At 35.6% G+C, this 25,552-nt stretch carries 21 protein-coding genes; 16 read left to right on the top strand and 5 right to left on the bottom strand.

Features of this window, described 5'->3' with window-relative positions:
• Nucleotides 1-10: 10 nt before the first annotated feature.
• Complete coding sequence (locus tag G508_RS0104445; RefSeq protein ID WP_026704188.1) at nt 11-487, bottom strand: lipocalin family protein; 477 nt, start codon at nt 485-487, stop codon at nt 11-13.
• 176 nt (nt 488-663) lie between these two features.
• Between G508_RS0104445 and htpG the strand changes: the two genes are divergently transcribed.
• The 5 genes from htpG to G508_RS0104420 all read left to right on the top strand — a co-directional run bounded on the left by htpG (nt 664) and on the right by G508_RS0104420 (nt 6,076).
• Nucleotides 664-2,550, top strand: a complete 1,887-nt coding sequence (htpG, locus tag G508_RS0104440; RefSeq protein ID WP_026704187.1) for a molecular chaperone HtpG — start codon at nt 664-666, stop codon at nt 2,548-2,550.
• A gap of 165 nt (nt 2,551-2,715) precedes the next feature.
• Nucleotides 2,716-3,108 (top strand): DUF2721 domain-containing protein, encoded by a 393-nt coding sequence (locus tag G508_RS0104435; protein WP_026704186.1) that lies wholly within the window; start codon nt 2,716-2,718, stop codon nt 3,106-3,108.
• Between the two features lie 91 nt (nt 3,109-3,199).
• On the top strand, nt 3,200-3,694 hold the full coding sequence (locus G508_RS0104430; RefSeq protein WP_026704185.1) for a hypothetical protein: 495 nt from the start codon (nt 3,200-3,202) through the stop codon (nt 3,692-3,694).
• A gap of 1 nt (nt 3,695) precedes the next feature.
• Entirely contained in the window at nt 3,696-5,468 is a 1,773-nt protein-coding gene (locus tag G508_RS0104425; RefSeq protein WP_157485874.1) for a sensor histidine kinase, read from the top strand.
• On the top strand, nt 5,465-6,076 hold the full coding sequence (locus G508_RS0104420; protein WP_026704183.1) for a response regulator: 612 nt from the start codon (nt 5,465-5,467) through the stop codon (nt 6,074-6,076). The genes G508_RS0104425 and G508_RS0104420 overlap by 4 nt, the downstream gene beginning before the upstream one ends.
• Here the strand turns inward: G508_RS0104420 and G508_RS0104415 are convergent.
• On the bottom strand, nt 6,073-6,375 hold the full coding sequence (locus G508_RS0104415; RefSeq protein WP_026704182.1) for a SemiSWEET family sugar transporter: 303 nt from the start codon (nt 6,373-6,375) through the stop codon (nt 6,073-6,075). The genes G508_RS0104420 and G508_RS0104415 overlap by 4 nt on opposite strands.
• Before the next feature lie 241 nt (nt 6,376-6,616).
• Here G508_RS0104415 and G508_RS0104410 point away from each other — a divergent pair, with 241 nt between their 5' ends.
• Complete coding sequence (locus G508_RS0104410; RefSeq protein ID WP_026704181.1) at nt 6,617-7,051, top strand: response regulator; 435 nt, start codon at nt 6,617-6,619, stop codon at nt 7,049-7,051.
• Here the strand turns inward: G508_RS0104410 and G508_RS18565 are convergent.
• Nucleotides 7,048-10,218, bottom strand: a complete 3,171-nt coding sequence (locus tag G508_RS18565) for a PAS domain-containing protein (protein WP_035694084.1) — start codon at nt 10,216-10,218, stop codon at nt 7,048-7,050. The two genes, G508_RS0104410 and G508_RS18565, sit on opposite strands and share 4 nt — an antisense overlap.
• Before the next feature lie 181 nt (nt 10,219-10,399).
• On the opposite strand from G508_RS18565, the gene G508_RS0104400 reads away from it, so the two are divergent.
• Complete coding sequence (locus G508_RS0104400) at nt 10,400-10,813, top strand: response regulator (protein WP_026704180.1); 414 nt, start codon at nt 10,400-10,402, stop codon at nt 10,811-10,813.
• On the opposite strand, the gene G508_RS0104395 is transcribed toward G508_RS0104400, so the two are convergent.
• A complete protein-coding gene (locus tag G508_RS0104395; protein ID WP_026704179.1) occupies nt 10,803-11,408 on the bottom strand; it encodes a murein L,D-transpeptidase catalytic domain-containing protein in 606 nt (201 codons plus the stop codon). The two genes, G508_RS0104400 and G508_RS0104395, sit on opposite strands and share 11 nt — an antisense overlap.
• A gap of 164 nt (nt 11,409-11,572) precedes the next feature.
• Here G508_RS0104395 and G508_RS0104390 point away from each other — a divergent pair, with 164 nt between their 5' ends.
• The 9 genes from G508_RS0104390 (at nt 11,573) to G508_RS0104345 (ending at nt 18,041) form a co-directional block, all read left to right on the top strand.
• On the top strand, nt 11,573-12,529 hold the full coding sequence (locus tag G508_RS0104390) for an EamA family transporter (RefSeq protein WP_026704178.1): 957 nt from the start codon (nt 11,573-11,575) through the stop codon (nt 12,527-12,529).
• 76 nt (nt 12,530-12,605) lie between these two features.
• Entirely contained in the window at nt 12,606-12,968 is a 363-nt protein-coding gene (locus G508_RS0104385; protein WP_035694081.1) for a DoxX family protein, read from the top strand.
• A gap of 41 nt (nt 12,969-13,009) precedes the next feature.
• Nucleotides 13,010-13,723: an aquaporin Z gene (aqpZ, locus tag G508_RS0104380; protein ID WP_026704176.1), complete on the top strand. Its 714-nt coding sequence runs from the start codon at nt 13,010-13,012 to the stop codon at nt 13,721-13,723.
• Between the two features lie 78 nt (nt 13,724-13,801).
• Nucleotides 13,802-14,404, top strand: coding sequence for an alpha-ketoglutarate-dependent dioxygenase AlkB family protein (locus G508_RS0104375; RefSeq protein ID WP_026704175.1), 603 nt, complete (start codon nt 13,802-13,804; stop codon nt 14,402-14,404).
• A gap of 33 nt (nt 14,405-14,437) precedes the next feature.
• The gene (locus G508_RS0104370) at nt 14,438-15,259 is read left to right on the top strand and encodes a sterol desaturase family protein (RefSeq protein WP_026704174.1); all 822 of its coding nucleotides are present in this window, start codon (nt 14,438-14,440) and stop codon (nt 15,257-15,259) included.
• A gap of 112 nt (nt 15,260-15,371) precedes the next feature.
• Nucleotides 15,372-15,650: a DUF2805 domain-containing protein gene (locus tag G508_RS0104360; protein WP_026704173.1), complete on the top strand. Its 279-nt coding sequence runs from the start codon at nt 15,372-15,374 to the stop codon at nt 15,648-15,650.
• Between the two features lie 131 nt (nt 15,651-15,781).
• Complete coding sequence (locus G508_RS0104355) at nt 15,782-16,063, top strand: DUF2089 family protein (RefSeq protein ID WP_026704172.1); 282 nt, start codon at nt 15,782-15,784, stop codon at nt 16,061-16,063.
• Nucleotides 16,060-16,650 carry a hypothetical protein gene (locus G508_RS0104350; protein WP_026704171.1) on the top strand — a complete coding sequence of 197 codons (591 nt, stop codon included), beginning with the start codon at nt 16,060-16,062 and terminating at the stop codon, nt 16,648-16,650. Before G508_RS0104355 ends, G508_RS0104350 begins: the two co-directional genes overlap by 4 nt.
• 5 nt (nt 16,651-16,655) lie before the next feature.
• Nucleotides 16,656-18,041: an alpha/beta hydrolase family protein gene (locus G508_RS0104345; RefSeq protein WP_026704170.1), complete on the top strand. Its 1,386-nt coding sequence runs from the start codon at nt 16,656-16,658 to the stop codon at nt 18,039-18,041.
• A 208-nt stretch (nt 18,042-18,249) separates the two neighbouring features.
• Here G508_RS0104345 and G508_RS19440 read toward each other — a convergent pair whose 3' ends face one another.
• The gene (locus tag G508_RS19440) at nt 18,250-25,494 is read right to left on the bottom strand and encodes an Ig-like domain-containing protein (RefSeq protein ID WP_051197446.1); all 7,245 of its coding nucleotides are present in this window, start codon (nt 25,492-25,494) and stop codon (nt 18,250-18,252) included.
• Nucleotides 25,495-25,552 lie beyond the last annotated feature (58 nt).

Here is a 25,552-nt window from a genome sequence, read left to right as displayed (position 1 = left end):
TTTTTTTTGATTAGTTAACTTTTTCGAATTGATATACAACATCTGTCATTTTTCCACCAACGTCGATCTTGTCAACCAATTGGAAAGATGTTTCTGTTTGATTGGCTACATTCAACACATAACCATCTCTTACTTTTTTTGCTTTTTCACCAGCACTTAACACTTTTAATACAAATTGTCCTTCTTTGTTAACAAACCAAGTAATTGGTGAACTAAATCCAGCACAATTTGCATTAGTCAAGGCCATATCACCTTTGTTGTTGTTCGAAACGAACTTCCAAGTACTTCCAACAAAGCATTTAGAATCGGCTAATTGGAACGAAGTTACTTTAATGTACTCTGAACCTGGATACGAAACAGAGCTGATCACCCAGTTTCCTTTCATCAAACGTTCGGTCTTATTGTCAACCTTTGTGTTTGTAGCTGATGTTGACTTGCACGACGCGAACGTGATGGCAAGTACAGCTAATAAAAATAATTTTTTCATAGTTTTGGTATTTTAATTTTATACAAATATACAATCATTAGCGTTCAAATGTTAAAATTTTATTTTATAATTATCTTAAAATTAACAATTCCGCCAATTTGTCATTTTGCTCATTTTGGTACTCTATTTGAATAATCGACTCCGTAATATTTTAACATAAATAAATACCACTAATTATGACAACAGGAAAAATCAACGTTTCAGTAGAAAACATCTTTCCCTTAATTAAGAAATTTTTATACAGCGATCACGAGATTTTCTTGCGTGAATTGGTTTCAAATGGGACTGATGCAACTCTAAAATTAAAACACCTAATCAGTATCGGTGAAGCCAAAACAGAATATGGCAACCCGATTATTGAAGTAAAGATTGACAAGGAAGGCAAAAAACTGCACATCATCGACCAAGGTTTGGGGATGACAGCTGATGAAGTAGAAAAATACATCAACCAAGTGGCGTTTTCTGGTGCCGAAGAATTTCTTGAAAAATATAAAGATTCTGCCAAAGATTCAGGAATTATTGGTCACTTCGGTTTAGGATTCTACTCTGCTTTTATGGTTGCCGAAAAAGTAGAAATCATCACAAAATCATACAAAGACGAACCTGCAGCTCATTGGACCTGTGATGGAAGCCCAGAATTTACTTTGGAACCATCTGACAAAACATCAAGAGGAACGGAAATCATCTTGCATATTGCTGAAGATTCTCTTGAATTCTTGGAAGAAAGTAAAATTTCTGGATTGCTTCAAAAGTATAACAAGTTTATGCCTATTCCGATTAAATTTGGAAACAAAAAAGAGGCTTTACCTAGGCCAGAAGATGCTCCAGAAGACTACAAAACTGAATTTATTGAAGTTGACAACATCATCAACAATCCAAATCCAGCTTGGACAAAGGCTCCAACTGAATTAAAGGACGAAGATTATAAGTCTTTTTATAGAGAATTGTATCCGATGCAATTTGAAGAGCCGCTTTTCAATATCCATTTGAATGTGGATTATCCTTTCAATTTGACTGGAATTTTATACTTCCCAAAATTAGGTGCTGATTTGCAGATTCAAAAAGACAAGATCCAATTGTATCAAAATCAGGTTTATGTGACAGATAATGTGGAAGGAATTGTACCTGAATTCTTGACGATGCTGAAAGGTGTTATCGATTCTCCAGATATTCCGTTGAATGTTTCACGTTCGTATTTGCAAGCTGATGGTGCTGTAAAAAAGATTTCGAACTACATCACTCGTAAAGTGGCGGATAAATTGAAAGCGTTGTTTACAGAAAACCGTGAAGATTTTGAACAAAAATGGAATGACATCAAGATTGTTTTGGAATACGGAATGCTTTCTGAACCAAAATTCTATGAAAAAGCAGGTGCTTTCGTTTTGTATCCAACAGTTGATGGAAAATTTTTCACACTTGAGGAATTAAAAGAAAACACAAAAGAAACTCAGACCGACAAAGACGGTAAACACGTTATCCTATATGCTGGAAACAAAGATGCACAACATTCTTATATCCAAACGGCAAAAGATAAAGGTTATGAAGTGTTGTTGTTAGACTCGCCAATTATCTCGCATTTGATCCAAAAATTGGAAGCTGATAATGAGAATTTGACTTTCGTCAGAGTCGATTCAGATCATATCGATAATTTGATTAAGAAAGACGAGAACACAATTTCTAAATTATCAAACGAAGAAAAAGAAAGCTTGAAAACAGTTTTGGAAGGTTTCGTTCCGAAGCAGACGTATTCAGTTCAATTGGAAGCGATGGACAGCAATGCATCACCATTCATTATTACTCAACCTGAATTCATGAGAAGGATGAAAGAAATGAGCCAATCAGGTGGTGGCGGAATGTTCGGAATGGGAAATATGCCCGAAATGTATAATTTGGTTGTGAATACAAACTCTGAATTGGCAACTAACATTTTGAATACTGCCGACAAAACACACCAAGAACATTTGATAAAACAAGCGTTGGATTTGGCAAAATTGTCTCAAAATTTATTAAAAGGAGAAGACTTGACGGCTTTTGTAAAAAGAAGTTTCGAGTTGATTAAATAAGTAGTAAGTATTAAGACTAAAACCTGTAAGTTGTACTTGCAGGTTTTTTTTATGCAAAAAATTGAAATTTAAAATAGATTGACGAACTTTGAGATTGAAAAAATTAAAAATCTGAAGTTCTAAATAAGTCTTAATACTTAATACAACCATCTTAATACTCCCTCAATGACCCTAAACATAGAAACACCAGCATTGCTTTTCTCGGCTACTTCGTTGATTTTATTGGCCTATACAAATCGGTTTTTGACGATTGCTCAAATCGTGAGAGGTTTAAAAAAGAATTATGAAGAAAAAAATAGCAAAACAACTCTGTTGCAGATTAAAAACCTCAACTTGCGAATCTCATTGATTCGATCCATGCAACTTTTTGGGGTTTTGAGTTTGTTTTTATCTGTTTTTGCAATGCTTTTATTATTTGTTGAACAGGAACTTGCAGGAATATATCTTTTCGGACTAAGCTTGCTTTCGCTCTTGATTTCATTGGGAATTTCATTTTGGGAAATCAGCATTTCAGTGAAAGCACTTCAATTGCATTTGAGCGACTTGGCTGAGAGTTAAACTATTGATACAATTCAAATCCCTATTATTAGGGATTTTTTTTATACTTTAATACCCTAATTTTATCCTATTAACTTTAAACAAAAAAAACATGAAAAATTCATTATCTCTTATCTTATTCTTAATTTTCTTACAATCATGTAAAGAAACACCTAGTATTCAAACAACCAGTGAGTCGGTATCAGTGAATAAAAATGCTAAACAGCCTTGTAATCCTGATGCATACAACGGTCTGGGAACTTTTGACAGTGACGGAAAATTTACCTACCTTATTTCCTTGCCTGAAGAAACTACAAGTAATAAATATACATTTAAACTATTCAACATAAACGATGAAACTATTTTTATCCATCTTGATAACAAATCTCCTCTTGAATTAAGTAATCCTGGTCAGAATGTATATACACTTGTGGACACACTCCCAAAATATGGCACTTCCAGTTCATATAGACCAAACTATAAAGTTTTTTTATGGCATAATGATGCAATTGTAAATAGTGCTGAACAGGCAGAAAGAATCATGAATCCCACTGACAGTTTGGTCGCTCCAAAAAAAGTTGGAATGGGCATCCTTTCACTAAAGTAATTTGAAGAATATAATTACCCCAAAAAGATTATTGCTTATATTTTCGTTTATAAGCAGTAATCTGCTTTGGTCACAAGACTACTTTTCAGACGTAAAAAAAAACATCAAGAAAAACCAGTTTGAGTTAGCAGAAGCACAGTTATTAAAAATAAACACCTCAACCTTCAATCTTTCAAACAAAGCAGAATATCACTTTCTATATGGGGAACTTCTTTATAGCCAAAACAGAGAGCACTTGGCTTTTCAACAATACCTGCTCTCAAAAACTCTGTATAAAAAAGCAAACAAAGAAATAAAGTCGATAGAAATCAACCTAAAATTAGCGTATCTGGTAGATGCTCAAAAAAACAATACCAATAAAGCAGACCATCTCCTTAAGGAATATTTTGATTTTGCTGAAAAGACAAATAACGATACTTTATTACTTAAAGGCTACATACAGGAAGCAAATATTCGAATAAATCCCGAGCAAGCTACCGAAAGTCTTTACTATATCAAAAAAGCGAAAACATCTAATAAAAAAATAAAAAGCCCTTTTTTTGAAGCAAAAATCAACACTAGTCAAGCCATTTTATACAATAATTACCTTAATAGTCCTGATTCTGCTTTATATTTCTTAAAAAAGAATGAAATTTATTGGAGGGAACAGAATAACCTTAATGAAGTTTGCAATTCTATTATCAATCAAAGTGCATCTTATTATTTCAAAAAAGATTATAATAAAGCAATTGGATTATTACAAAAAGCTGATAAAATACCTATAAAAGAATTCATCAAAAACACCAAGGCTATATTATATGATCTAATGTCAACAAATTATGATAGCCTCAATGATTATAAAAATGCTTTAAAATTCAAACTTCTTCAAAAAACATATGAAGATAGTTTGTCCATAGAAAACCAAAACAATGTTATTGCAGCCAATCAAATAAAATTTGAGACAAGAGAAAAAGAGCTTAAAAACCAATCACTAGTAAAAACCAACAAGATTATCGTTTATTCCTTTATTGGATTGTTGCTTGTAATCTTGACAATCGGAATACTTGCCTATAAGAACATGTCCAAAAAGAAAAAAATTGCCGAACAAGAAAAACTTATTGAAACCCAAAAACTTGAAAAAACCCTGAAAGACCAAGAGCTTCGAGATATCGACTTGATTTTGGAAAGCCAAGAAAAAGAACGACAACAAATTGCAAACGAACTTCATGACGATTTAGGGAGCATGCTAGCGACTTTGAAACTCAATTTTCAGAATTTGAAACGCAATGAAGATTCCGAAAAAAACGAAAATAAACTTTATGAAAAGACGGATAGCTTGATTGAAGAAGCCTATCAGAAAGTTAGAAATATTTCGCATCTAAAAAATCTTGGCATTGTTGGAAATCAAGGATTGCTAGTTGCCGTTAAAAAAATGGCCGAAAAAATGAGTGTCCTCGAAAGGCTAAAAATAAACGTGATTCCCTTCGGCTTGACCGGAAGATTAGACAATCAAACCGAAGTTACGCTCTTTAGAATAATTCAGGAATTGTGCACCAACATCATCAAACACTCTGGTGCAAATGAAGTGAATATTTATCTCACACAACATAATCCGAAAGAGTTGAACCTCATCATTGAAGACAACGGAACTGGTTTTGACCCAAAAATCATCACCCAAAAAGGAGGCATCGGACTCAAAAGCATCGAGCAGAAAGTGGAACAAATGGGTGGAACTTTCACCATCGATTCCATTCTCACAAAAGGAACAACCATTATTATAGACCTACCGATATGATAACAGTAATTATAGCCGAAGACCATCAAGCCTTGATAGACGGCATCAAGCTTTCGATTGAATATGAAGATGACATCAAAGTTGTTGGTGAAGCCAATGATGGCGAAATGTTGATTGAATTGGTTCGGAAAAAACAACCGACTGTGGTTATAACCGATATCCGAATGCCAAAATGCGACGGAATTTTGGCCACAAAAACACTAAAAAAAGAATTTCCTTCAATAAAATTCATTGCCTTTAGCATGTTTGATCAAAACGAAGCCGTCGAACAAATGAAACAAGCCGGAGCTTCGGGTTATATTATGAAGAATTCTTCTCTGACAAAAGTGCTCGAAGCCATTAGGATTGTGGCCCAAGGCGGTACTTTTTTTGATGACGCCATTACTTCTAAAGACAGCGAAACCAAGGAGCAAATCCTCCTGAGTACTCGCGAAAAGGAAATCCTTCGATTGATTGGTGAAGGCAAATCGTCCATCGAAATTTCAGAATTGTTATTTATAGGAAAAAGCACAGTTGACACACATCGGAAAAATATTTTACGCAAGCTTAATATTCATGGCAAGACCGATTTAATCAGATTTGCCGTCGAGCGGAAATATGACTTTTAAGCATTCTCGTCTGGCGTGACTTTCTCATTTATTTTATCCAACATTTTAGCAGGGATAAATTTCAGGGACAAGATACTAGTACTGATGAGTGCCGAAATACCATTGGCAATTATCACTGGGTAATCTTGCTGAAAAATGCCATAAACTACCCAGAGTATAAACCCCAGAAGCAACATAGAATAAGTTACAGTCGATATATCCTTGGTTGATTTCGTTTTAATCATCTTGTAGGTCTGCGGAATATTGGCTGCCGTTGTCAAAACTGCTGCTACAGTTCCTATAATTGATATATAATCCATAATGCAAAACATCTTTAGGTTATAAAAATAGTTTTTTGATACATCTTCTTTTTATATTCTAACTTTATTTTATTACAACTTCAGTTTATAAATTCATCATAAAACACTGAAAATGAAATAAATAAAAAACATTCATTACGGAATTTTGCATATACATCTTTTATAAACTACAAGTGTATTTTGCTAGGTTAAAATTTGTAATTTTGATTCGGAAAACCCCTAATTAATTTTTGATTTTTTTATGCAGAACAATTACACCATTTTTTATGCGGATGATGATGCCGATGATCTTGATTTTTTTAGAGATGTAACTGCTGCAATTGACAAAAACATTGATCTTTTTACCCATGAAAATGGCAACCAACTGCTTGTTGCTGTTAGAAATCCGCCTCCATCACCACATATTATCTTTTTAGATTTGAATATGCCTGGAAAAGATGGTTTTGAGGTTTTAAAAGAATTAAAAAGTTCAGAAGAATATAAAAACATTCCGGTTGTAATCTTTTCTACCTCAAATGATCAGCAAAATATTTTGAGAACTAGGGAACTTGGAGCAAATCTTTATATCACTAAGCCCAATTCTTTTGCAAAATTTCAAAAGTCAATCGAGCATACCTTGAGTATCAATTGGGACGTTTTCAATCCTTCGTTGGATAATTTTATTTACACGGTCTAAATAGCCTTTTGAGTTTGCTTGAATGGCAATTCTATTGTAAAAACAGAACCGTTATTTGGTTCTCCATTGGCAAGTATGGTCCCTTTGTGACGTTCGATAATTTTTTTGCACAAAGCAAGTCCTAGTCCAGTTCCTTCATATTTGTCCTTTGCATTTAGACGTGTAAAGGCATCGAATATCTTAACCGAATAATCTGGATCAAGTCCAATTCCGTTATCTTTTACCAATATTCTCAGATATTTCATTTTTTCTTTTTCTATAACCGAAGATGAAATCTCGATAATGGGAGCGACATCTGCTTTCGAGAATTTCAAGGCGTTATTAATGAGATTATAAAATAATTGGTACAATAAAACCTCTGCACCTTCAATTTCTGGAAGATGATCTCTTTTTATTACTGCCGATTTTTGCGCGATTACAACCTCAAGATCTGTTTCAATATGATGTAAAGTAGTATTTAAGTCCACTTTTTGAATGGGCCTTTCGGCAGAATTTATAGTGGAATAGGCCAAAACACCTTCTACCATGGAAAACATTCGATCCGCTGCATTTTGAACCTTTCCTAAATAATTAACGCCTTTTTCGGGAATTGTTTGAGCATATTCGCTCTCAATCATATTGGTGAAAATCTTGATCTTCCGGATTGGTTCCTTCAAATCATGACTTGCAACATGGGCAAATTGAAGTAAATCGTCGTTTGAACGTTGCAATTGTAATGTCCTTTCGTTCACTTGCTTTGTCAGTTCTTCTGCAAAGCGTTTTTGCTCTGTAATATCCTGAATTACACCCAATAGAGTTATTGGTCGGCGATTTTCATCAAAGATCACTTTTCCTTTAATACGAATCCATTGTTCTGAATTATCTTTTTGGACAATTCTGGTTTCATAATCTAGATTTCCTGAAACCAGAGATTCTGCATGAGCTTTTTCTCTCACTATCAAGTCATCGGGATGAATAAACTGAATAAGCTTTTCACGTGTAATTTCGCCTTCAACGCCCCAAATTTCATTGAATCTATCGCTAGTTTTCACTTCATTCGTAAGCATGTTCACCTCATAAGGTCCTAAATCTGCCGATTCGATAGCTAGTCGTGCTTTTTCCTGAGCTTCTTCGATTTCTTTTCGGTTTAAAACCTGTTCGGTCACATCAATTACAACTGCCATGACACCCGTTATAGTTCCATTGTCATCACGAAACGCTTCATATACAAAATCCATATAAACTGTTTCTATCTTCCCATCTCTTGGCAGTGTCACCGAAAGTTCAACCGCTTTATGGGTTTGTCCTGTTCTAAAAACCTTATTGAGTAATTCCTCATAACCTTGATTTCGTGCTTCAGGAAGTGCTCCAAATATTGGTTTTCCCATAATCTCATCAGCTGGTTTACCCCAAAAATCAAGCATCATATCATTTGCAATTTCAACCACAAAATCCGAAGTTTTAAAAATGCACATGGCAACTGGAGCTTGCAAAATCACGTTTTTAAGATTTTGCTCACTTTTTTCGAGCCTTTTCTTTGCGATATTGAGTTCCGTTACATCTGCAGCGGTATTCATCACGCCATATACTTTGCCTTCGGCATCAAAAAGAGGCGTGAAACTATAATTGAAATAAAAAGATTTTCGCTTGCCGTTGACCATCAGATATATTTTTGCATTCTTATTGTGAAATGCAATTCCAGTATCATAAACTCTTTGAAGCTGTTCATAAATTTCTTGGCCTTCAAGTTCAGGTAAAACTTCTGCATATAATTTACCTATTAAATCATACCCTTTTCCCCAAATATCCATGATCGATTGGTTGACCAATTGTATTCTCATCTCCCTGCCAACATATACTCCAATTGGAAAAGGAGCACTTTCTACCACACTTTTTAGTTTTCTTTGGCTTTGTTCAATTCGTTGCTGTGCAATAATTTTCTCCGTTACATCTACTGCCGTTGACAAGATTCCATATACTTCGCCATCAGCATTAAACATTGGTTTATACCACAAATCAAAATAATAATCTTTAATTATTCCGTCAACAGTATAGTGAACAGAAGTTGCTTTTTGAGTTAGAGGTTTTCCTGTTCTAAAAACCTCATCTAGCAATTTAAGATACGGTTGAGTTGCTAGTTCGGGCATCACTTGAAGCAAAGGCTGCCCAATAATTGATTTGTCTTTTCCCCAACTAGTAAGAACTGTTTCATTAGCTAACTCCACGATCATCTCTAGACCAGTTAGAAAAATGATTCTTACAGGAGATTCGTCAATGACTAAATGTAAGCGGTTTTCGTTATCTTCTATTTTCTTTCGAGCTGTATATTGTTGCGTAGTATCTTGAATGGTTCCATTAAAGCGATAAGCTTTTTTTTCCTCATTAAAAGATGCTTTTCCTTTAGCTCTAATGATTCTTGGAAGTTGTGTCTCAGGATGAATTATGGTATATTCTATATCATAACTACCTCCAGAATTATAATCTAAAGCATTTTGAATTTCCCTGATTACTCTTTTTTTGTCGCTTTCTACTATAGCGTTTATTGCTACATCAAGTCCAATTTCTGCATCATACGGAAGTCCAAACCACTCCTTTAAGGTAGTATTTCCAGAAAATTTGTTGGTTATTGGACAGTAATCCCAAGTTGCCAATTCGGCAGCTTCAATTGCAAAACGCAAAAGATTTTCACTTTCTTGCAGTTTTTGAAAGTTTTTGACACTAGTTGTAGTTTCTACGCAAGTCACAAAAACACCCCCAATTTCACCCGATTCGATTTTCACGGGACTGTAACTGTAAGTCCAATATACATCTTCTAAAGCTCCGTTTCTGTAAATCGGTAACAGCTGATCTTCTTTCCAACTGGCCATTCCTCCCTTCATAATTTCACTAATCATAGGATAAATATCATCCCAGATTTCAGGCCAAACTTCTTTCCCTGGCTTTCCAATAGTCGAAGGATGTTTGCCAATCGCTCCCAAACTTGGTCTATAGGCATCATTATAAAAACAAATGTGCTCTTCACCCCAAAATAGAAACATGGGGAAATTTGAATTTAATATAATGCTTAGGGTGGTTAGCAAACTTTGGGGCCAAGTATCAATAGAACCTATAGGGGTTGATAGCCAATCATAGCTACGTATGTAACTTCCAAGCTCGCCACCATCTGATAAAAACTCTGAAGACTTCATTCAAATAAATTAAGCTTGAAAGTTACTGTTTTTAGCTTATAATTAACAGCAGAAATGTTATAAAATTTAAAAGTCAAGAATCATTTTAAAATATAGTAAAGATGCAATTACTTCCCAAAAGATTAAAACTTGAAAAGAAATATTATCTTTAAAAAAATTTTATCAAAATTTCCTAAAATTGATGACAAAACTGAATGAATTGCACATCCTTATTGCCGAAGATGATCAGGATGACGGTGAAATAATCGAACAAAGTTTTTCTAGACATTCAGCTTTTAGCAAAATCAGTTTGGTTAAAAACGGGAAAGAACTTCTTGATTTCCTGAACAATGAATCCGAAAAACCAGATGTAATATTGACGGATATTAACATGCCTATTATAAATGGCATAGAAGCATTGATGAAAATTGCAAATGACGAAGAGCTAAAAAAAATTCCATCATTTGCATATTCTACTTCTATAAGTAAAGTATATGTTTCAAAATGTATTCAATATGGTGTGAGAAGTTTTTTGGCAAAACCTTTTGTGCTCGAAGAGTTTGACGAAATACCACACAAAATTTATACAATCATTTCTGGAAGCACTATTCAATAATCCACAATAAAACAGGCTTTGAGGTTTGTTTTAATTTGGCATCCAAGTGCTCCATAAATTCATCTGAAACTGCTGGACAACCCCAACTCAAAGGACTAAATTCTGGATAAATCTCTTGATTGGCTACAGCATTCCAAGAATGTAATACCACCACCCTTTTTTCGGCATTAGAATTTTGAGATTCCAAACCATGCAACCAATATTTCACCTTAATTCCCCATGAACTGTAGTCCCTTTTTCCTATTTTAAATTTGCCTTTCGACGAACAGTGGCTATTGTTTGCATTGCTGAATTTCGCTTTTTCCCACTTGGTTGAGTTGGACTCAAATTGATCACAACTGCCATGTGTGGCTAAATTTTGATTGCTTATCTTTTTTTCTTCAAACTCATAAATAAAAAATCTATTCTTTCCTGAATGTATGCTCAAATCAATCAAGAAATAATAACTTTCGTTAAAACTATTCGCTTTACAATAGGCCAAAGCTTCTTTGTGAAATGTTGCATAATCCCTTTTAGGTTTGGTTTCATCATTGTTCTCCACCAGATTATTGCAACTTAAAAATAAGAAAGAAAAGAGAAAAAATGTTTGAATCATTTTCATGCTAAAGATTAAATTAGGTCACTATATGTTTTGCTATAGCTACAACTCTCTTTTTGTTGAAAAAAGTATACGTTATTACTTAAATTTTAAAAACAGAACACAAAGATGGTTTGCAAGACAACTAAACCCTATCTTTGCCAGCTTTTAATTTTTTGAAAATGACAAATAACACAGTAATAAAAGGAGTTGTTTTAGTGGGTCTTGGTGCTACAAGTTATGGTATGCTTGCTACCTTTGTAAAAATGGCTTATGGAGAAGGTTTTACCACTGCCGAGGTGACTTCTTCGCAATTCTTATTTGGTATTTTCGGAATATTACTTATCAATGCATTTCAACGAAAAAGAAATAACAATAGTGCAATAAAAGCTTCCCGCAAAAACATTACCCAATTGATGGTTGCCGGAACTTCAACGGGTCTTACAAGTATTTTTTATTATCTCGCTGTAAAATTTGACATTCCGGTTTCCATAGCAATTGTGCTATTGATGCAAACAGTATGGATGGGGGTTTTATTGGAAATGTTTTTAGAAAAAAAACTACCTTCTTTGATTAAAACAGTTGCCGTTGTTATTGTTTTAGTTGGAACTGTGATGGCTACAAACCTTATCGATTCAGAGATTGCTTTAAATCCTTTGGGAGTATTTTTTGGAATGTTGGCAGCGGCATCTTTTACAACAACAATGTTTACTGCAAATCGAATTGCAACAGAGATTTCTTCCGCTCAAAGAAGCTTATACATGCTTTTGGGAGGTGGTATAATTGTTTTGATCTTTGCATTCATAACCCAGATACTACCCAACCAATTTTCTACATTCGAAAATACTATAGGTGTATTTTCGACTGCAAAAGATTTCGATTTTAGTATATTCTTAAAATGGGGAATTATTCTATCGCTTTTTGGCACTATAATTCCGCCAATGCTTCTAAATGCTGGCTTTCCATTGACAGGAATTGGATTGGGAAGCATCATTTCATCACTTGAGCTTCCTGTTTCGGTGTTAATGGCTTATTTCTTGCTAAACGAAAAGGTAGATTTTATACAATGGATAGGCATAATCCTAATCATTTTTGCAATTGTAATTATGAATATCAATTTGAAATCGAAGAAAACATAAATCGAAATCTATTTAACTTTCCCTGTTTGAATTGTTGTTTTTAAAACTTACATTAGCCTTATTAAAGTTTAATTGAATGGCATTCAACTTCCCTTGGCATTTGTATTTAATGGCACTGCTGTATGTTCTAGCAGGTATAAACCATTTTTTACGACCTAGGATGTATGTCAAAATTATACCACCAAGTTTTCCTAAACCCGAACTTTTAAACAAGATTACCGGCACTGTGGAAATTCTACTCGGTATTCTCTTGTGTTTTCCTTATTTTTCGAAATTCGCCGCCATCGGAATTATTGCATTATTAATTGCAGTTTTCCCGGCCAATTTATATATGTATCAAAATCCTAAAGCGAGCTTTGGTCTACCAAAGTATTTACTTCTTCTAAGGCTACCCCTCCAAGCACTTCTAATGATTTGGGCCTGTTTATATATTCGCTAAAATGAAAAATTTAATCCATTTACAATTTAAACACTTTAATCATGAAAAAATTATTAGCAGAGTTCTTCGGAACTTTTTGGCTCGTTTTCGGAGGTTGCGGAAGTGCTATTTTCGCAGCCGGTATTCCCGATCTAGGGATTGGTTTCGCTGGGGTTGCCCTAGCTTTTGGTCTAACAGTTCTAACGATGGCATATGCTGTCGGGCACATATCTGGTGGACATTTTAATCCAGCAGTATCATTCGGACTTTGGGCGGGAGGACGATTTCCTGCAAAGGAACTTGTTCCTTATATTTTAGCACAAACTATCGGTGCTATTGGTGCTGGTATAGCCTTGTACTTCATCGCTTCAGGAAACAGCAATTTTGCCATTGACAATACTCAGGCGGGTGCTTTCGCTTCCAATGGATACGGACATTTTTCACCAATGGGCTACTCATTAGAAGCTGCTTTTGCGACTGAATTCCTATTGACAATGTTTTTCCTGTTGATTATTCTTGGAGCGACCGATAAATTTGCAAATGGTAAATTTGCGGGATTAGCTATCGGTTTAGGATTGACCTTGATTCACCTGATAAGTATTCCTATCACCAATACATCTGTAAATCCGGCAAGATCTACATCTCAAGCCTTGATTGCTATGGGAGAACCACTGCTACAGCTTTGGATGTTTTGGCTAGCTCCAATTTTAGGAGCAATTGCTGCAGGTTATATTTACAAAACATTGCTGCAAGAAGATTCTTTGAAAAATTTGTAATAAAAACAGACCTCCATAAATTATAAAAAGAGAAGAACTATACATTCTAGCTATAGTTTTTCTCTTTATTTTTGTTGTATGAACTCACTCTTTCCGGAAGATAAAATCATTTTCGACTTGCCAGATGCCGAAATCATCTATTATCCTTCATTTTTTGATGTTGCTACCGCAAATAGTATTTTCACCGAATTACAAAACACTATTCCGTGGCAACAAGATGACGTTAAAATTTATGGAAAAGTTCATCCTCAACCCAGATTGACAGCCCTTTTTGGCAATGAAGGAAAATCCTATTCCTACTCCCATATCATCATGCAACCTCATCCTTGGAATAGTTTGCTTCAAAAAATGAAATTCAAACTAGAAGATGTTGTGGATGCCAATTTTTCGACTGTTTTGCTTAATTTATACCGCGATGGAAAAGATAGCAATGGGTGGCATGCCGACAACGAAAAGGAGCTAGGCCAAAATCCTGTCATTGCATCGCTGAGCTTTGGAGCTGAAAGATATTTCCATCTAAAACATAAATTTGATAAAGAATTAAAGCATAAAATACTTTTAGAACATGGAAGTTTGCTGATAATGAAAGGAACTACACAACATTTCTGGTTGCACCAAATTCCTAAAACCGCAAAACCTATTCCTCCTCGAATTAATCTCACTTTCAGAACAATAAAATGATGTTTTCCTTATATTTGATATAAACTCGATTACATGGAAAGTATTATTAATTATTTCACCACCATTCCATCACTTCATAGGGGTTTAATTTTAGCTGGTGGAATTGCCTTTTTTTGGCTACTTGAAAGTGCCAAACCTTTATTTGTTTTTGACTACAAGAAATGGAATCATGCCGGAATCAACATTTTTTTTACCATTACTACCATAATTGTAAACTTTGTCATGGCATTTATTTTACTGATGACAGCCGATTGGGCCGTTCAAAATAAGTTTGGGATTTTGCAGTGGTTGCCTGAGATAAACATTTGGATCTATACTATCATCGGATTATTATTATTGGATTTGATTGGAGCCTATTTGGCACACCTTGTCCAGCATAAAACAAAATGGATGTGGCGTTTTCACCTCATTCACCACACAGATACCTGGATTGACACTACATCCGCAAACCGTCATCATCCAGGCGAAAGCATAATTCGTTTTATTTTCACAACAATTGGCGTCTTGGTGGTGGGAAGTCCTATGTGGTTAGTTTTTTTATACCAATCGATGTCAGTGGTATTTTCACAGTTTAATCATGCAAATATTTCGCTACCAAAAAAACTTGACACCATTATTAGCTACTTCATTGTTTCGCCTGATATGCACAAGGTTCATCATCACTATGTTTTGCCTTACACAGATTCCAATTATGGAAATATCTTCTCTATTTGGGACCGTCTTTTTGGAACATTTACAAGCTTGCCCAACGAAAAAATCATTTACGGAGTGGATACTCACATGCAACCTGAAGAAAACAACAACCTGAAAAATCTATTGAAAATTCCGTTTCAAAAAGCTAAAAAAATAAATTAACCGAACTTTTAATAAAATATTTTTGAACAGCCGATAAAGTGATTGGTTTTTTTCTTAATATTGAATAAGAATTTAACCCTAAAAAAAATTTATCTGAATTAATTTTCAAGTAATGAAAAAGAGTAAACGCATTGATTTGACCTGGGAACAAAACGAAAAGCTAATAACGCTTGCTTTAGAAGAGAAAAACCCATTTGAGATAATAAAGAAAGAATTTGGATTTGCCGAAAAAGAGGTGATCGAAATCATGAAAAAGAAACTCACTGCCGATAAATTTGAGCTTTGGAAAAAGAAAGCTATGGCCAGTAAGCCGAAACCAAAACCACCAAAGATTGATGATTTTGACGATGATTTAGACGGAAAATACTACATCAAAAATAAATTTGACTAATCAAATAGCTCCTTTTTGGGAGCTTTTTTTATATCTAAAACTAAAATAATTTTAAACATTATAAATAAATATTTAAATATTATTTATTTTTTATTAAATAATATTTACTTTTGTATAAAATTAGTTTAGTTATGAATCCAAAACTTCCTATTAATTGTCCGAGTTGCGAAAAAGCACTTTCAGTCTCGCAACTCAGCTGCGGAAATTGCAATACTACTGTTTCCGGCAACTACATCCTACCCTTACTTCTTCAAATACCAGAAGAAGAACAAAATTTTATCCTTCAATTTTTCTTGTCCAGTGGAAGCTTGAAAGAAATGGCCGTCCAGATGGGCAAAAGTTACCCGACGGTAAGGAATAAATTAGACGACATCATCGAAAAAATCAATCAATTAAAATCTGAAAACAAATGAAAACTATAATTTTTAATCCGTTTGAAAGATATACCGAAAACAAGTTATTGTTTTTTGGAGTGCTATTTACATTAATAGGAAGCTATCTCGGATATGTATTTGAAGCACGATTCGATGGCGTTCTCGATCTTCATTTCCCTGGAGTTCCCACACATTTCAAACCCGTTATCGATAATCTCATCAATATCGTTTCGCTATTTCTGGTTCTATTCTTTTTGGGAAAATACATCAATCCTAAAACTCGAATAATTGACATACTAACATCTGTACTCATTTCTAGATTTCCTTTCTATTTGTTGACATTCATTAACTATCAAAATTTTAGTGCCGATTTAGGCGAAAGGATTCTCGCTTCAATAGACACTAAAAATCTTCAAAATGGAGTAAATATAGCACCTATCGACATGGTAGTAATGATTTTAATTGCCGGAATTACAATGTTGTTTTTAGTATGGTTTGTTATTTTACTTTTTAACGGATTCAAAATAGCTACCAATTCACGAGGAACTAAAAACAATTTATTGTTTGCTGGAGCTATTATTTTAGCCGAAATTATTTCAAAAATTATTCTTACACTTATAAATTAATCATCATGAAAAAAGCATTTTCACTACTATTATTATTCATTTCGTCCCTCTCATTTTCTCAGGAAATAGCAGGACAATGGTTTGGAACCATTGAAATTCAAGGAACAAAATTAAATCTGATTTTTAACATTCGTAAAGATTCTAACGGTTATGCAGCAACCATGGATAGTCCTGAACAAGGTGTTCGAGGTATTCCAATAAATACAGTTTCGTTTCAAAGTCCTAATCTGAAAATGGGAATCGAAATTGCAGGAATCGAATACAATGGAACCCTAAAAGCTTCAAATGAAATCATCGGGACATTTAGCCAAGGAGGTGCAAATTTCCCACTGAACTTAATCCAAAACAAAGATGTAAAAAAACGACCACAAGAACCAACCGAGTTCAATTATTATGTAGAAAATATAACCTTCCAAAACAAAAAGGACAACATCTCTCTAGGCGGAACTTTAACCCTACCAAGCAAAGAAGGTAAATTCCCTGTAGTGGTTTTAATCAGCGGAAGCGGTGCTCAAAACAGGGATTCAGAACTTTTGGGACATAAATCGTTTTTGGTCATTGCCGATTATTTAACCAAAAGAGGAATTGGAGTTCTTCGTTTTGATGACAGAGGTGTGGGCGAATCAAAAGGCGACAGAAACATAGCCACCACAAAGGATTTTGCTACTGATGTTTCGGCAGCTGTCGAATATCTAAAAACTAGAAAAGAAGTAAATATCAAAAAAATTGGACTCATTGGTCACAGCGAAGGTGGAATTATTGCTCCAATGGTTGCGGCAAACTCTAAAGACATCAGTTATATCGTACTCCTGGCCGGAACTGGAATTCCTGGTGATGAACTTTTAATACAGCAAACATATCTCGTAGGAAAAGCAGCCGGAATGAGTGAAGAAGAATTAAAAGAAACTCAAGCTGACAATGCAAAGATATACGACATCATTAAGACTGAAAAAAATCTCGAAACAGCCAAACAAAAATTGACAGCTATCATTCAGGCAAGTTTTGACGAACTTCCTGCTGACCAAAAACCATCTCAGGAAGAAATCAATACAGTAATTTCACAACAAATAGGCATGATTGCATCACCTTGGTTTCAATATTTTGTTACCTACAATCCTTCCTTGATTTTAAAGGATGTGAAATGTCCAGTTCTGGTTCTAAATGGAGAAAAAGATGTACAGGTTCCATCAAAAGTAAATACCCAAGCTATAAAAAATGCATTAGAAAAAGGAGGAAATAAAAAAGTAACGGTTGTAGAATTACCCAATATGAACCATCTTTTCCAGGAATGCGTGACCTGTTCTGTTGATGAATATGAAAAAATTGAGCAAACATTTTCTCCAATTGCCTTGGCCCAAATAGGAGATTGGATAACCAATCAGGTTAAGTAGTTTTTGGAGCGAATCGTTAGATACAAAATAATCCATGTTCCCGCCATCCTTCCTTCCCGATGAAAAATCGGGATTCCCTCCTGTCGGGGCTAGTTAAGTATCTTTAGGCATCTTGGAAACTTTTACACTATTGCGGTAAATAAAAAATCCCGATTGTCAAATGACAATCGGGATTTAAATTTAACTTAGGCTTTTTCAGCAGCTAAAACTACTTTTTAATCACCTTAAGATTTTTAACCAAGCCATTAGAAACTACATTTACAATATAATTTCCTGAAGCAAGATTACTCATATCGATTTTAACTTCTTGAGCATTGTGTGTTTTTTGATACACTCTTTGTCCAAGAACATTAAATACTTCAATAGATTCAATAGTACCCGAATATGTTACTGTCAATATATCCGAAACTGGGTTTGGATAGTATTTTAAGTTTGCAGTATCAAATCCAGGAGTTCTAAGATCTACACCTGCAGTAATCATCAAACGATCGGCACTTTCGCAACCGCCAACTGTTTGAGAAACATAATAAACAGTTCCTGTCGTGATTACAGTAGTAGATGGTAATACGTTTCCGTCAGTTGCAGCATCATACCAAATCAAGTTTTCACCCGTTACGTCAAATGTTGATAAGTCATCCCCTGTATTGAAATCCTGTGTTGGATTTGCAGTTGTTGGAGCGGCTACGACACCACAGTTAACAGTTAGTACACCATTTACATTAGTAGTTCCATTCCAGAAACCTCCATTTGTAGCAGAATATCCGCCATATACAAAGTCTCCACCATTCAATTGGAATCTACTAGCATAGTAATATGTTCCAGCTGTCAATCCAGTACCTAATGCTAATGAAAACTCATCATTATTACCTGACTGTACATTGAAAGTTGCAGGAACCCATGTGAAAGAAGCTGCATTTGGATTTTCGTCAGTTGAGCTATATCCAATCCAAGCTGTAATTCCTGTAGCAGCACCAACCGCTTCGGTAACTCCTTGAGCATAAACTTGAGCATAAATTGTCTCTGATCCACCTACTGTAATTGTTGCAGTACCAGGGAATTGAATGTTAGCATACGTAATTTCAGGTTCTTGAACTGTCAATACACCATTAATATTAGTAGTTCCATCCCAGAAACCACCATTTGTAGCAGAATATCCTCCATAAGCGAAGTCGCCTCCGTTTACTTGGAATCTACTTGCATAATAGTAAGTACCAACCGGTAAAGTTGAACCTAAAGAAATACTATACTCATCATTGTTTCCTGACTGAACATTATAATTTGCAGGAATCCATGTGAAAGAAGCCGAATTAGGATTTTCATTTGTAGAACTATATCCAATCCAAGCCGTGATTGCAGCATTTGCACCAGCAGCCTCAGTTACACCAGCATCATATACTTGTGCATAAATATCAAAACTCCCTCCTTCATTGATTGTTGCAGTACCCGGAAATTGAAGGTTTACATAATCTATAATAGTACTTACAATAGTTACGGTAACTTCAAGTCTCATTGTGCTTTCACAACCTCCAACTGTTTGAGAAGCAAAATACATTCCTCCATTTACAAGTGGTGTTTCAGAAGTTAGTAATGTACCTTCAGTTGCGGCATCATACCATTGAATACCATCTCCTGTAGCGTCTAAATCAGCTACAGTGGCAACATTGTTAAAGGATTGTGCAGCATCACCTGTAGGAGCATCCACCACATTAACTACTACCGAAACCGGAGAAATCACAAAACATCCATTTGCATTTTCAGCTCTGATATAAAATGTACCTGAACTAGCTATTGCATTAGGATCAGGGAAAGTAACAGTTGCGTTTGGATCTGCCCAATAAGACAACGTCAAATCAGCATCTGAACCAGCAGTAACTGCAGCAGCAGTAATATCAACCGTTGAAGGAAAACATACAGCAGCCGGACTTGTGACAACTAGTGATGGCAATGTATTTACTGTTACAGCAACAGAAACAACTTCAGAACATCCATTAGCATTAACTGCTTTAATATAAAATGTTCCTGAGCTTGAAATTGCATTAGGATTCGGGAATGTTACAGTAGCATTTGGATCTGCCCAATAAGACAATGTCAAATCAGCATCAGAACCAGCAGTAACTGCAGCAGCAGTAATATCAACCGTTGAAGGAGAACATACAGCAGCCGGATTGGTAATTACCAAAGAAGGTAGAGCATTAACTGTTACAGTTACATCACTTGATGTAGAACAGTCTGCACTTGTAGTTGCAGTAGCTGTATAGTCAGTAGTACTTACTGGCTTAGCATAAACAGAAACTGCTGGAGTACCTGTATAAGCCACCATACCTTCAGCATCTGTAAATAATCCTGCAATTGGTGACCAAACTACAGGAGTCAATGGACTACAAATAATAGACCTAGTCCTATTTACCGAAGCAGCTCCACAAGCAGCATCAGTATGACTGTAAAATCTTATAGTTGCTGCACTTGTTGAAACCCATTGAATTGGTGAGGGACCTGCAGCCAAAACTGTTGTTCCAGCAGCATTAGAAATAGTCACATAATCACTACCACCTGTAGAAGTAAAAGTATATTTAGTGTTTGCAAGTACATTTACAGAAGAATATTCACCTGCATAAGCATTTGTAACAATATTATTAGCTGTTACACCATCACATGTTGTTGGTGTATAAGTTCCCGAAGGCCATTGACCGTTTGGTGAGGTCAAACATGCTCCAACCGGAGTTGCTACTTGCGGAAGTGCTGTAAGCATAACCGGGCTTCCATCCGTACATAAAGCTGGTGCTGCTGGAGAAAATATAATTGTATTTGGTAATGGATTAACAGTTACTGTAAATTCAGCTGTAGTAGCACATACTCCTGCAGATTGTGTTGCAGAAAGTACATAATCAGTAGTAGTTGCAGGATTAAATACCCATCCACTTGTAGCATCTCCAGTAACTCCTGTTGATGGCGTCCATAAGAAAGTATCATAATCTGTTGCTCCAGCAGTTATAGTTACTGGTTGATCAACAGTTTCTCCAATACAAATTACAGCCGAAGTAGCACTTAAAGTAAATGCTGGTGGAGCAGATACAGTAGCTGCAACAGCAACTCTTGGAGAAGAACAAATTACTAACCCATCAATAATGAATTTAGGTCTAAAGTTAGTTGTTGAGCTAACAGATGTTTCAGCTAACATAGCTGCAGGAGCTAAATTATCTCTTTGTCTATAAGCTGTAGAGACAAATCCAACGTTATCAACTTTCATTGCTGTTCCTGTAGCAGTAGCTGCAGCAGGTACTCTACTCCATGAAATAGAAACTACAATATTAGAAGTTCCATCCCAATTGAAAGAAGTTGCAGATCCTGTACCCGTTCCAAATGCAAGTGTATTAACCGAATTTGATACTGGAGTAAAACCATCATTAGCTTCAGTTCCAGCAAAAACTTGTGTTAATCCTGCAGATAAGAATGTAGTCGTTGGTGCAGTTGTATTTGCTGTGTTACCTATACTTACATAAAAACCTTGGTAAGTTTGACCTGAAATTGTTGGTTCAAAACCTAAGCTAGTAATGTTTCCAGCAGTTAAACCTGCGGCAACAAGTTCTGTTGCTCTAATTATATATTGTGTTTTTGCACCACCCCAGCCTCCTGGAAGCAATGATTGTCCAACACTTGAACTTGTTGTAGCTCCAGCTCCTAAACTGATCATTCCAGCAGAAGAAGTTTCTGCAGCAGCATAATAAGTTGTGTTTTCGCTAATTGCTGGTGTTGTAAATGGCGAACCGCTTCCTAGTGATAAACCACCAGTGGCGTCTGCATACCATTTAATAGTGCTTCCTAAGCTACCAACAGCCTCTAAATCTACAGTTCCCACGCCACAACGTGCTGCTGGAGTAGTACCTGTTATTGAATTATTAAATGTTAAGTGAACCACTGAAGTAGTTCCCGTATTTGCTCCACATGTAACCTGAACTCTATAGTACATCTCTACTGATGGAACCGTTGAATATGTAGAAGTTGTTGCTTCATCTATTGGAGTAAAGTCTACACCATTGATTGAGCTTTCCCAAACATAAGAAACACCTGTTCCAGGAGTATCATTTTGCAATGAAAAATTAACGGTAGTTCCCAAGCAAATAACACTTGATGAAGCGATCAAATTTCCAGGTGTTGGAGTTCCTGAGCAAACATTAGAATTTGCATAAGAAATAAAACCTGTAAAGTTAGCCGCTACTACAGCTGAATTTGATTCAGTTGTATTAGGTGTTCCAGATGTAAACGTAGCTAAACTTCCAAAAGCGTTAGAATACACACCTGCAGCAGAAGTTCCTTGAACAGGAATGCTTGTTGCTACGATTCCAGCTTCACCCACTCTTACATTTATGTCTGTATAAGTTCCGGACAAATTAACAACTTGCCATCTTTTATCTGCCAATGTGTTTATTGTTGCATCGGCTGTACCCGTATTGTTAGCAAAAGCCTCAGCTTTAAAAGACGAAACCGCAGTTGTAGATGGAGCTAAAGCAATAGGAGTATAATCAGTTTTTCCTATTGGGAAAACGATATAATTTGTATTGGCATTTCCTGATACAATTGTTCTTGATAGAGGACCATTAACATACGCTGTAGCACTTCCTCCAGAAATATTTGCAGCCGCTGTTGCAGTTCCTACTGTTAATAAATTAGCATCAGTAGTATTTAATTTTCCAGCTACTAAATTTAAGTTTCCACTCAAAGAAAGGGGAACATTTAAAGTAACACCTGATGCATTTGTATTATTAACAGATAATGTGCTTAAATTAGCTGTTGAACCTGTTAATGCATTAGCATATATTCCAGCACCAGAAATAGTTTGCACATTCAAAGAAGGAGCTACTACTCCATTCAATAAAGATCCTAAATATAACGTTCCCGTGTTGAAATAAGTACCTGAGTTAGAAACATTTCCGGCAACATAAGTGGTATTGGTACCTTCTCTATATTCTCCATTTGCATTAATTACGAAATCTCCATTAACACCGTAAGTATAAGTGCTTGAAACGAATCTATTAGCTCCAGCAGCTCCATTTATTTCTAAATTAAAAAAAGAAATTCTTCCAGAACTTGCCCAAGTATTCATCCTAAATCCATTTGTAGCATTACCACCTGCATCAGTAGAAACTCCATCTCCGAAACGCAATGTGTGGCCTGCGGTAACATTTATAGATGTCCCACTTGTATAAGTAAAAGAATTACTAGCCGTTGGGTTAGCATGTGGATCAACCACTGTAAGTGTTCCTCCAGTCCAATTGATCAAATTGCTATTAAGTTGTACAATCGAAATACTTGAAGCTACAGATGTTGCTGCAGCACCAGCGTCATTTCCATCAACATTGATAGCACCTGCACTTTGATTGAAAGTGGATCCTGAATTATGTGTAAAGCTTCCATTTATATTTAAAACTCCACCAGAAACCGTTAAAGTACCATTATTAACAAACAAATTATTTTTAAGTGTGCATCCAACTGTCAAGTCTCCTGATGCTACACTTAATGTTCCGCCTACGGCAATGTTAACGTCTTTTGCAACATTTGCAGCTGAGTTAACTGTAACTGTTGTTCCTGATGCAATTGTTACAGCATCTGTACAAGAGGGAACAATTCCTTTGTTCCAAGTAGCTGGATTATTCCAATCGCCACTTGCAACTGAAGCAAACAATAAGTCTGCTGAATTGATACCCATATATAATCCCGTTGCAGTAAGTAAATCTGCCTCAGTCATAGTGTTTCTTTGAGCTGATGCTCCAGCAGTTGAGTTCACGTGAGTTCCACTTAAAGCAGCTGCTTGACCGAGTACTCTTCCAAAGCCGTTTAAAGGGTAATAAACATTTGGAGCAAAAATAGTTGCCCAATAACTTGCAGCTACTGGCGATGTTCCTTCAGTCGAAACTTGAAAAGAACCATTCCATCTATCTGTTATAGTATAAGCACCGTCAACAATAGAAAGTCCTGAAGTTACCGTTGACGAATTATTATACACAACCGCATATTCTCCTCCAACTGTTGGCGTAGCTCTTCCTATGTATAAAATCCTTTGCTGACCATCTAAAGTATAAAACGGATATCTTCCTGCAGCTCCTGTTGGAATGCTTGTCGGTGAAGCCGTAGTATAACCAGTAGCTCCAGCACTCCACCATCTAGAAAATTTACCTCCAATAAAACCTCCATTGGTGAATGTAAAGCTACCTAATCCTGTATGAGCTGTAGTACTGGTACCATGAGTAAATTTATTTGTTCCTAAATTTATTTTAGCGTTTGAAATACTAAGATTGTACTCTACACTCAAATTATTAACTTGCCAATCGATATTTGGAATAGCTGTACTTGTATTAGAACATGTTAAGTTTCTAATTTTTCCATTTACAAAAGTTCCAGAACCGCTAACGGTTTGAAGCATACTACCATTTAACGTTAAATTTCCTGCTGAAGTTGTTCCAACAGAAAGATCTACCGTACCGTTATTAACAAAATTTCCAGCAACGTTTATTGTTTTTCCTGTTGTACCATTAAAAACATTTAGTAAACCGCCGGCATTGACTGTTAGATTTCCAAGAGCAGAAAATGAGGTTGGAGTTGTTCCATATTCTAATGTTCCATTTACAGTTACATCTTTAGCTGATAAACCAGTAGCATTAATTGATACAATATGACCTGTGGAAATAGTTGCATTATCCAAAGATCCTGGAACTACTCCAGAATCCCAAATTAATGGATCATTCCAATTTCCTGATGCAATAGTAATGTAATCACCCGGCATTGAACTAACAAAAGAAATATCATCTAGAGCCGATGGAGGATTTGCAATATCAGAAACATCACTTTTCCAGCTGAAAATCAATCTATAAGTTGTCCCAGGAACACCAACAAATTGAATAGTTTCTGAATTCCATGTGGCACTACTTAACTTATACATTCCATTATTGGCGCCAGGCCCAATCAATTGTGTTGCACCACTTACTTGTGATCCTGTTGTTGGAGTTACTGTCACAGGAGCTAACCAAAGCTTTAAATTATCCCAGTCAGATGTCGTAGATCCTTCACCTCCCGCTTTCCATTTAAAAGATAAACTTAATTTAGTTTCACCAGCAGGGATTGTAACATCCCTGTAAATGTGGGTAAAGGTACTTAGTTGAGAATACGACCAAGCAGCTCCTCCATTTGCAGAAACATAAGCACAGTTACTTCCTGTTGCCACCACAGGAACAGATCCTACTGCCCAACCGTCAGTAGCAGCATTCACTGAAGTCCATCCGTTAGCCGTAAAAGATGCTCCTAATTCAAATCCGCCCTCCCCGGCAGGATCAATTAGAACTGTTTGAGAAAAACCTGACTGAATAAACAACATCATCAGCATTAAGATTCCCCAAACATTTTTTTGAAACCTTAATGGATTATACCATCGCAGTTTACATGAAAGTGTAATTTTTCTCATAAAAATGTTTTTGTTAATTAATTCATAAATGTATAAAAATAATTAACAACTCAAAATT

It is taken from the genome of Flavobacterium soli DSM 19725 (assembly GCF_000422705.1).
In the GTDB taxonomy this organism is placed as follows: domain Bacteria; phylum Bacteroidota; class Bacteroidia; order Flavobacteriales; family Flavobacteriaceae; genus Flavobacterium; species Flavobacterium soli.
This window is presented reverse-complemented; position numbering and strand designations above follow the sequence as displayed.

Excerpts from the sequence above, each read along its gene's own strand:
- G508_RS0104390 (WP_026704178.1), top strand. The coding sequence starts at position 11,573 with ATGACAAATAACACAGTAATAAAAGGAGTTGTTTTAGTGGGTCTTGGT.
- G508_RS0104385 (WP_035694081.1), top strand. The coding sequence starts at position 12,606 with ATGGCATTCAACTTCCCTTGGCATTTGTATTTAATGGCACTGCTGTAT.
- G508_RS0104400 (WP_026704180.1), top strand. The coding sequence starts at position 10,400 with ATGACAAAACTGAATGAATTGCACATCCTTATTGCCGAAGATGATCAG.
- G508_RS0104375 (WP_026704175.1), top strand. The coding sequence starts at position 13,802 with ATGAACTCACTCTTTCCGGAAGATAAAATCATTTTCGACTTGCCAGAT.
- G508_RS0104350 (WP_026704171.1), top strand. The coding sequence starts at position 16,060 with ATGAAAACTATAATTTTTAATCCGTTTGAAAGATATACCGAAAACAAG.
- G508_RS0104415 (WP_026704182.1), bottom strand. The coding sequence starts at position 6,375 with ATGGATTATATATCAATTATAGGAACTGTAGCAGCAGTTTTGACAACG.
- G508_RS0104395 (WP_026704179.1), bottom strand. The coding sequence starts at position 11,408 with ATGATTCAAACATTTTTTCTCTTTTCTTTCTTATTTTTAAGTTGCAAT.
- aqpZ (WP_026704176.1), top strand. The coding sequence starts at position 13,010 with ATGAAAAAATTATTAGCAGAGTTCTTCGGAACTTTTTGGCTCGTTTTC.
- G508_RS0104355 (WP_026704172.1), top strand. The coding sequence starts at position 15,782 with ATGAATCCAAAACTTCCTATTAATTGTCCGAGTTGCGAAAAAGCACTT.
- G508_RS0104360 (WP_026704173.1), top strand. The coding sequence starts at position 15,372 with ATGAAAAAGAGTAAACGCATTGATTTGACCTGGGAACAAAACGAAAAG.
- G508_RS18565 (WP_035694084.1), bottom strand. The coding sequence starts at position 10,218 with ATGAAGTCTTCAGAGTTTTTATCAGATGGTGGCGAGCTTGGAAGTTAC.
- htpG (WP_026704187.1), top strand. The coding sequence starts at position 664 with ATGACAACAGGAAAAATCAACGTTTCAGTAGAAAACATCTTTCCCTTA.
- G508_RS0104370 (WP_026704174.1), top strand. The coding sequence starts at position 14,438 with ATGGAAAGTATTATTAATTATTTCACCACCATTCCATCACTTCATAGG.
- G508_RS0104430 (WP_026704185.1), top strand. The coding sequence starts at position 3,200 with ATGAAAAATTCATTATCTCTTATCTTATTCTTAATTTTCTTACAATCA.
- G508_RS0104410 (WP_026704181.1), top strand. The coding sequence starts at position 6,617 with ATGCAGAACAATTACACCATTTTTTATGCGGATGATGATGCCGATGAT.
- G508_RS0104420 (WP_026704183.1), top strand. The coding sequence starts at position 5,465 with ATGATAACAGTAATTATAGCCGAAGACCATCAAGCCTTGATAGACGGC.
- G508_RS0104345 (WP_026704170.1), top strand. The coding sequence starts at position 16,656 with ATGAAAAAAGCATTTTCACTACTATTATTATTCATTTCGTCCCTCTCA.
- G508_RS0104445 (WP_026704188.1), bottom strand. The coding sequence starts at position 487 with ATGAAAAAATTATTTTTATTAGCTGTACTTGCCATCACGTTCGCGTCG.
- G508_RS19440 (WP_051197446.1), bottom strand. The coding sequence starts at position 25,494 with ATGAGAAAAATTACACTTTCATGTAAACTGCGATGGTATAATCCATTA.
- G508_RS0104435 (WP_026704186.1), top strand. The coding sequence starts at position 2,716 with ATGACCCTAAACATAGAAACACCAGCATTGCTTTTCTCGGCTACTTCG.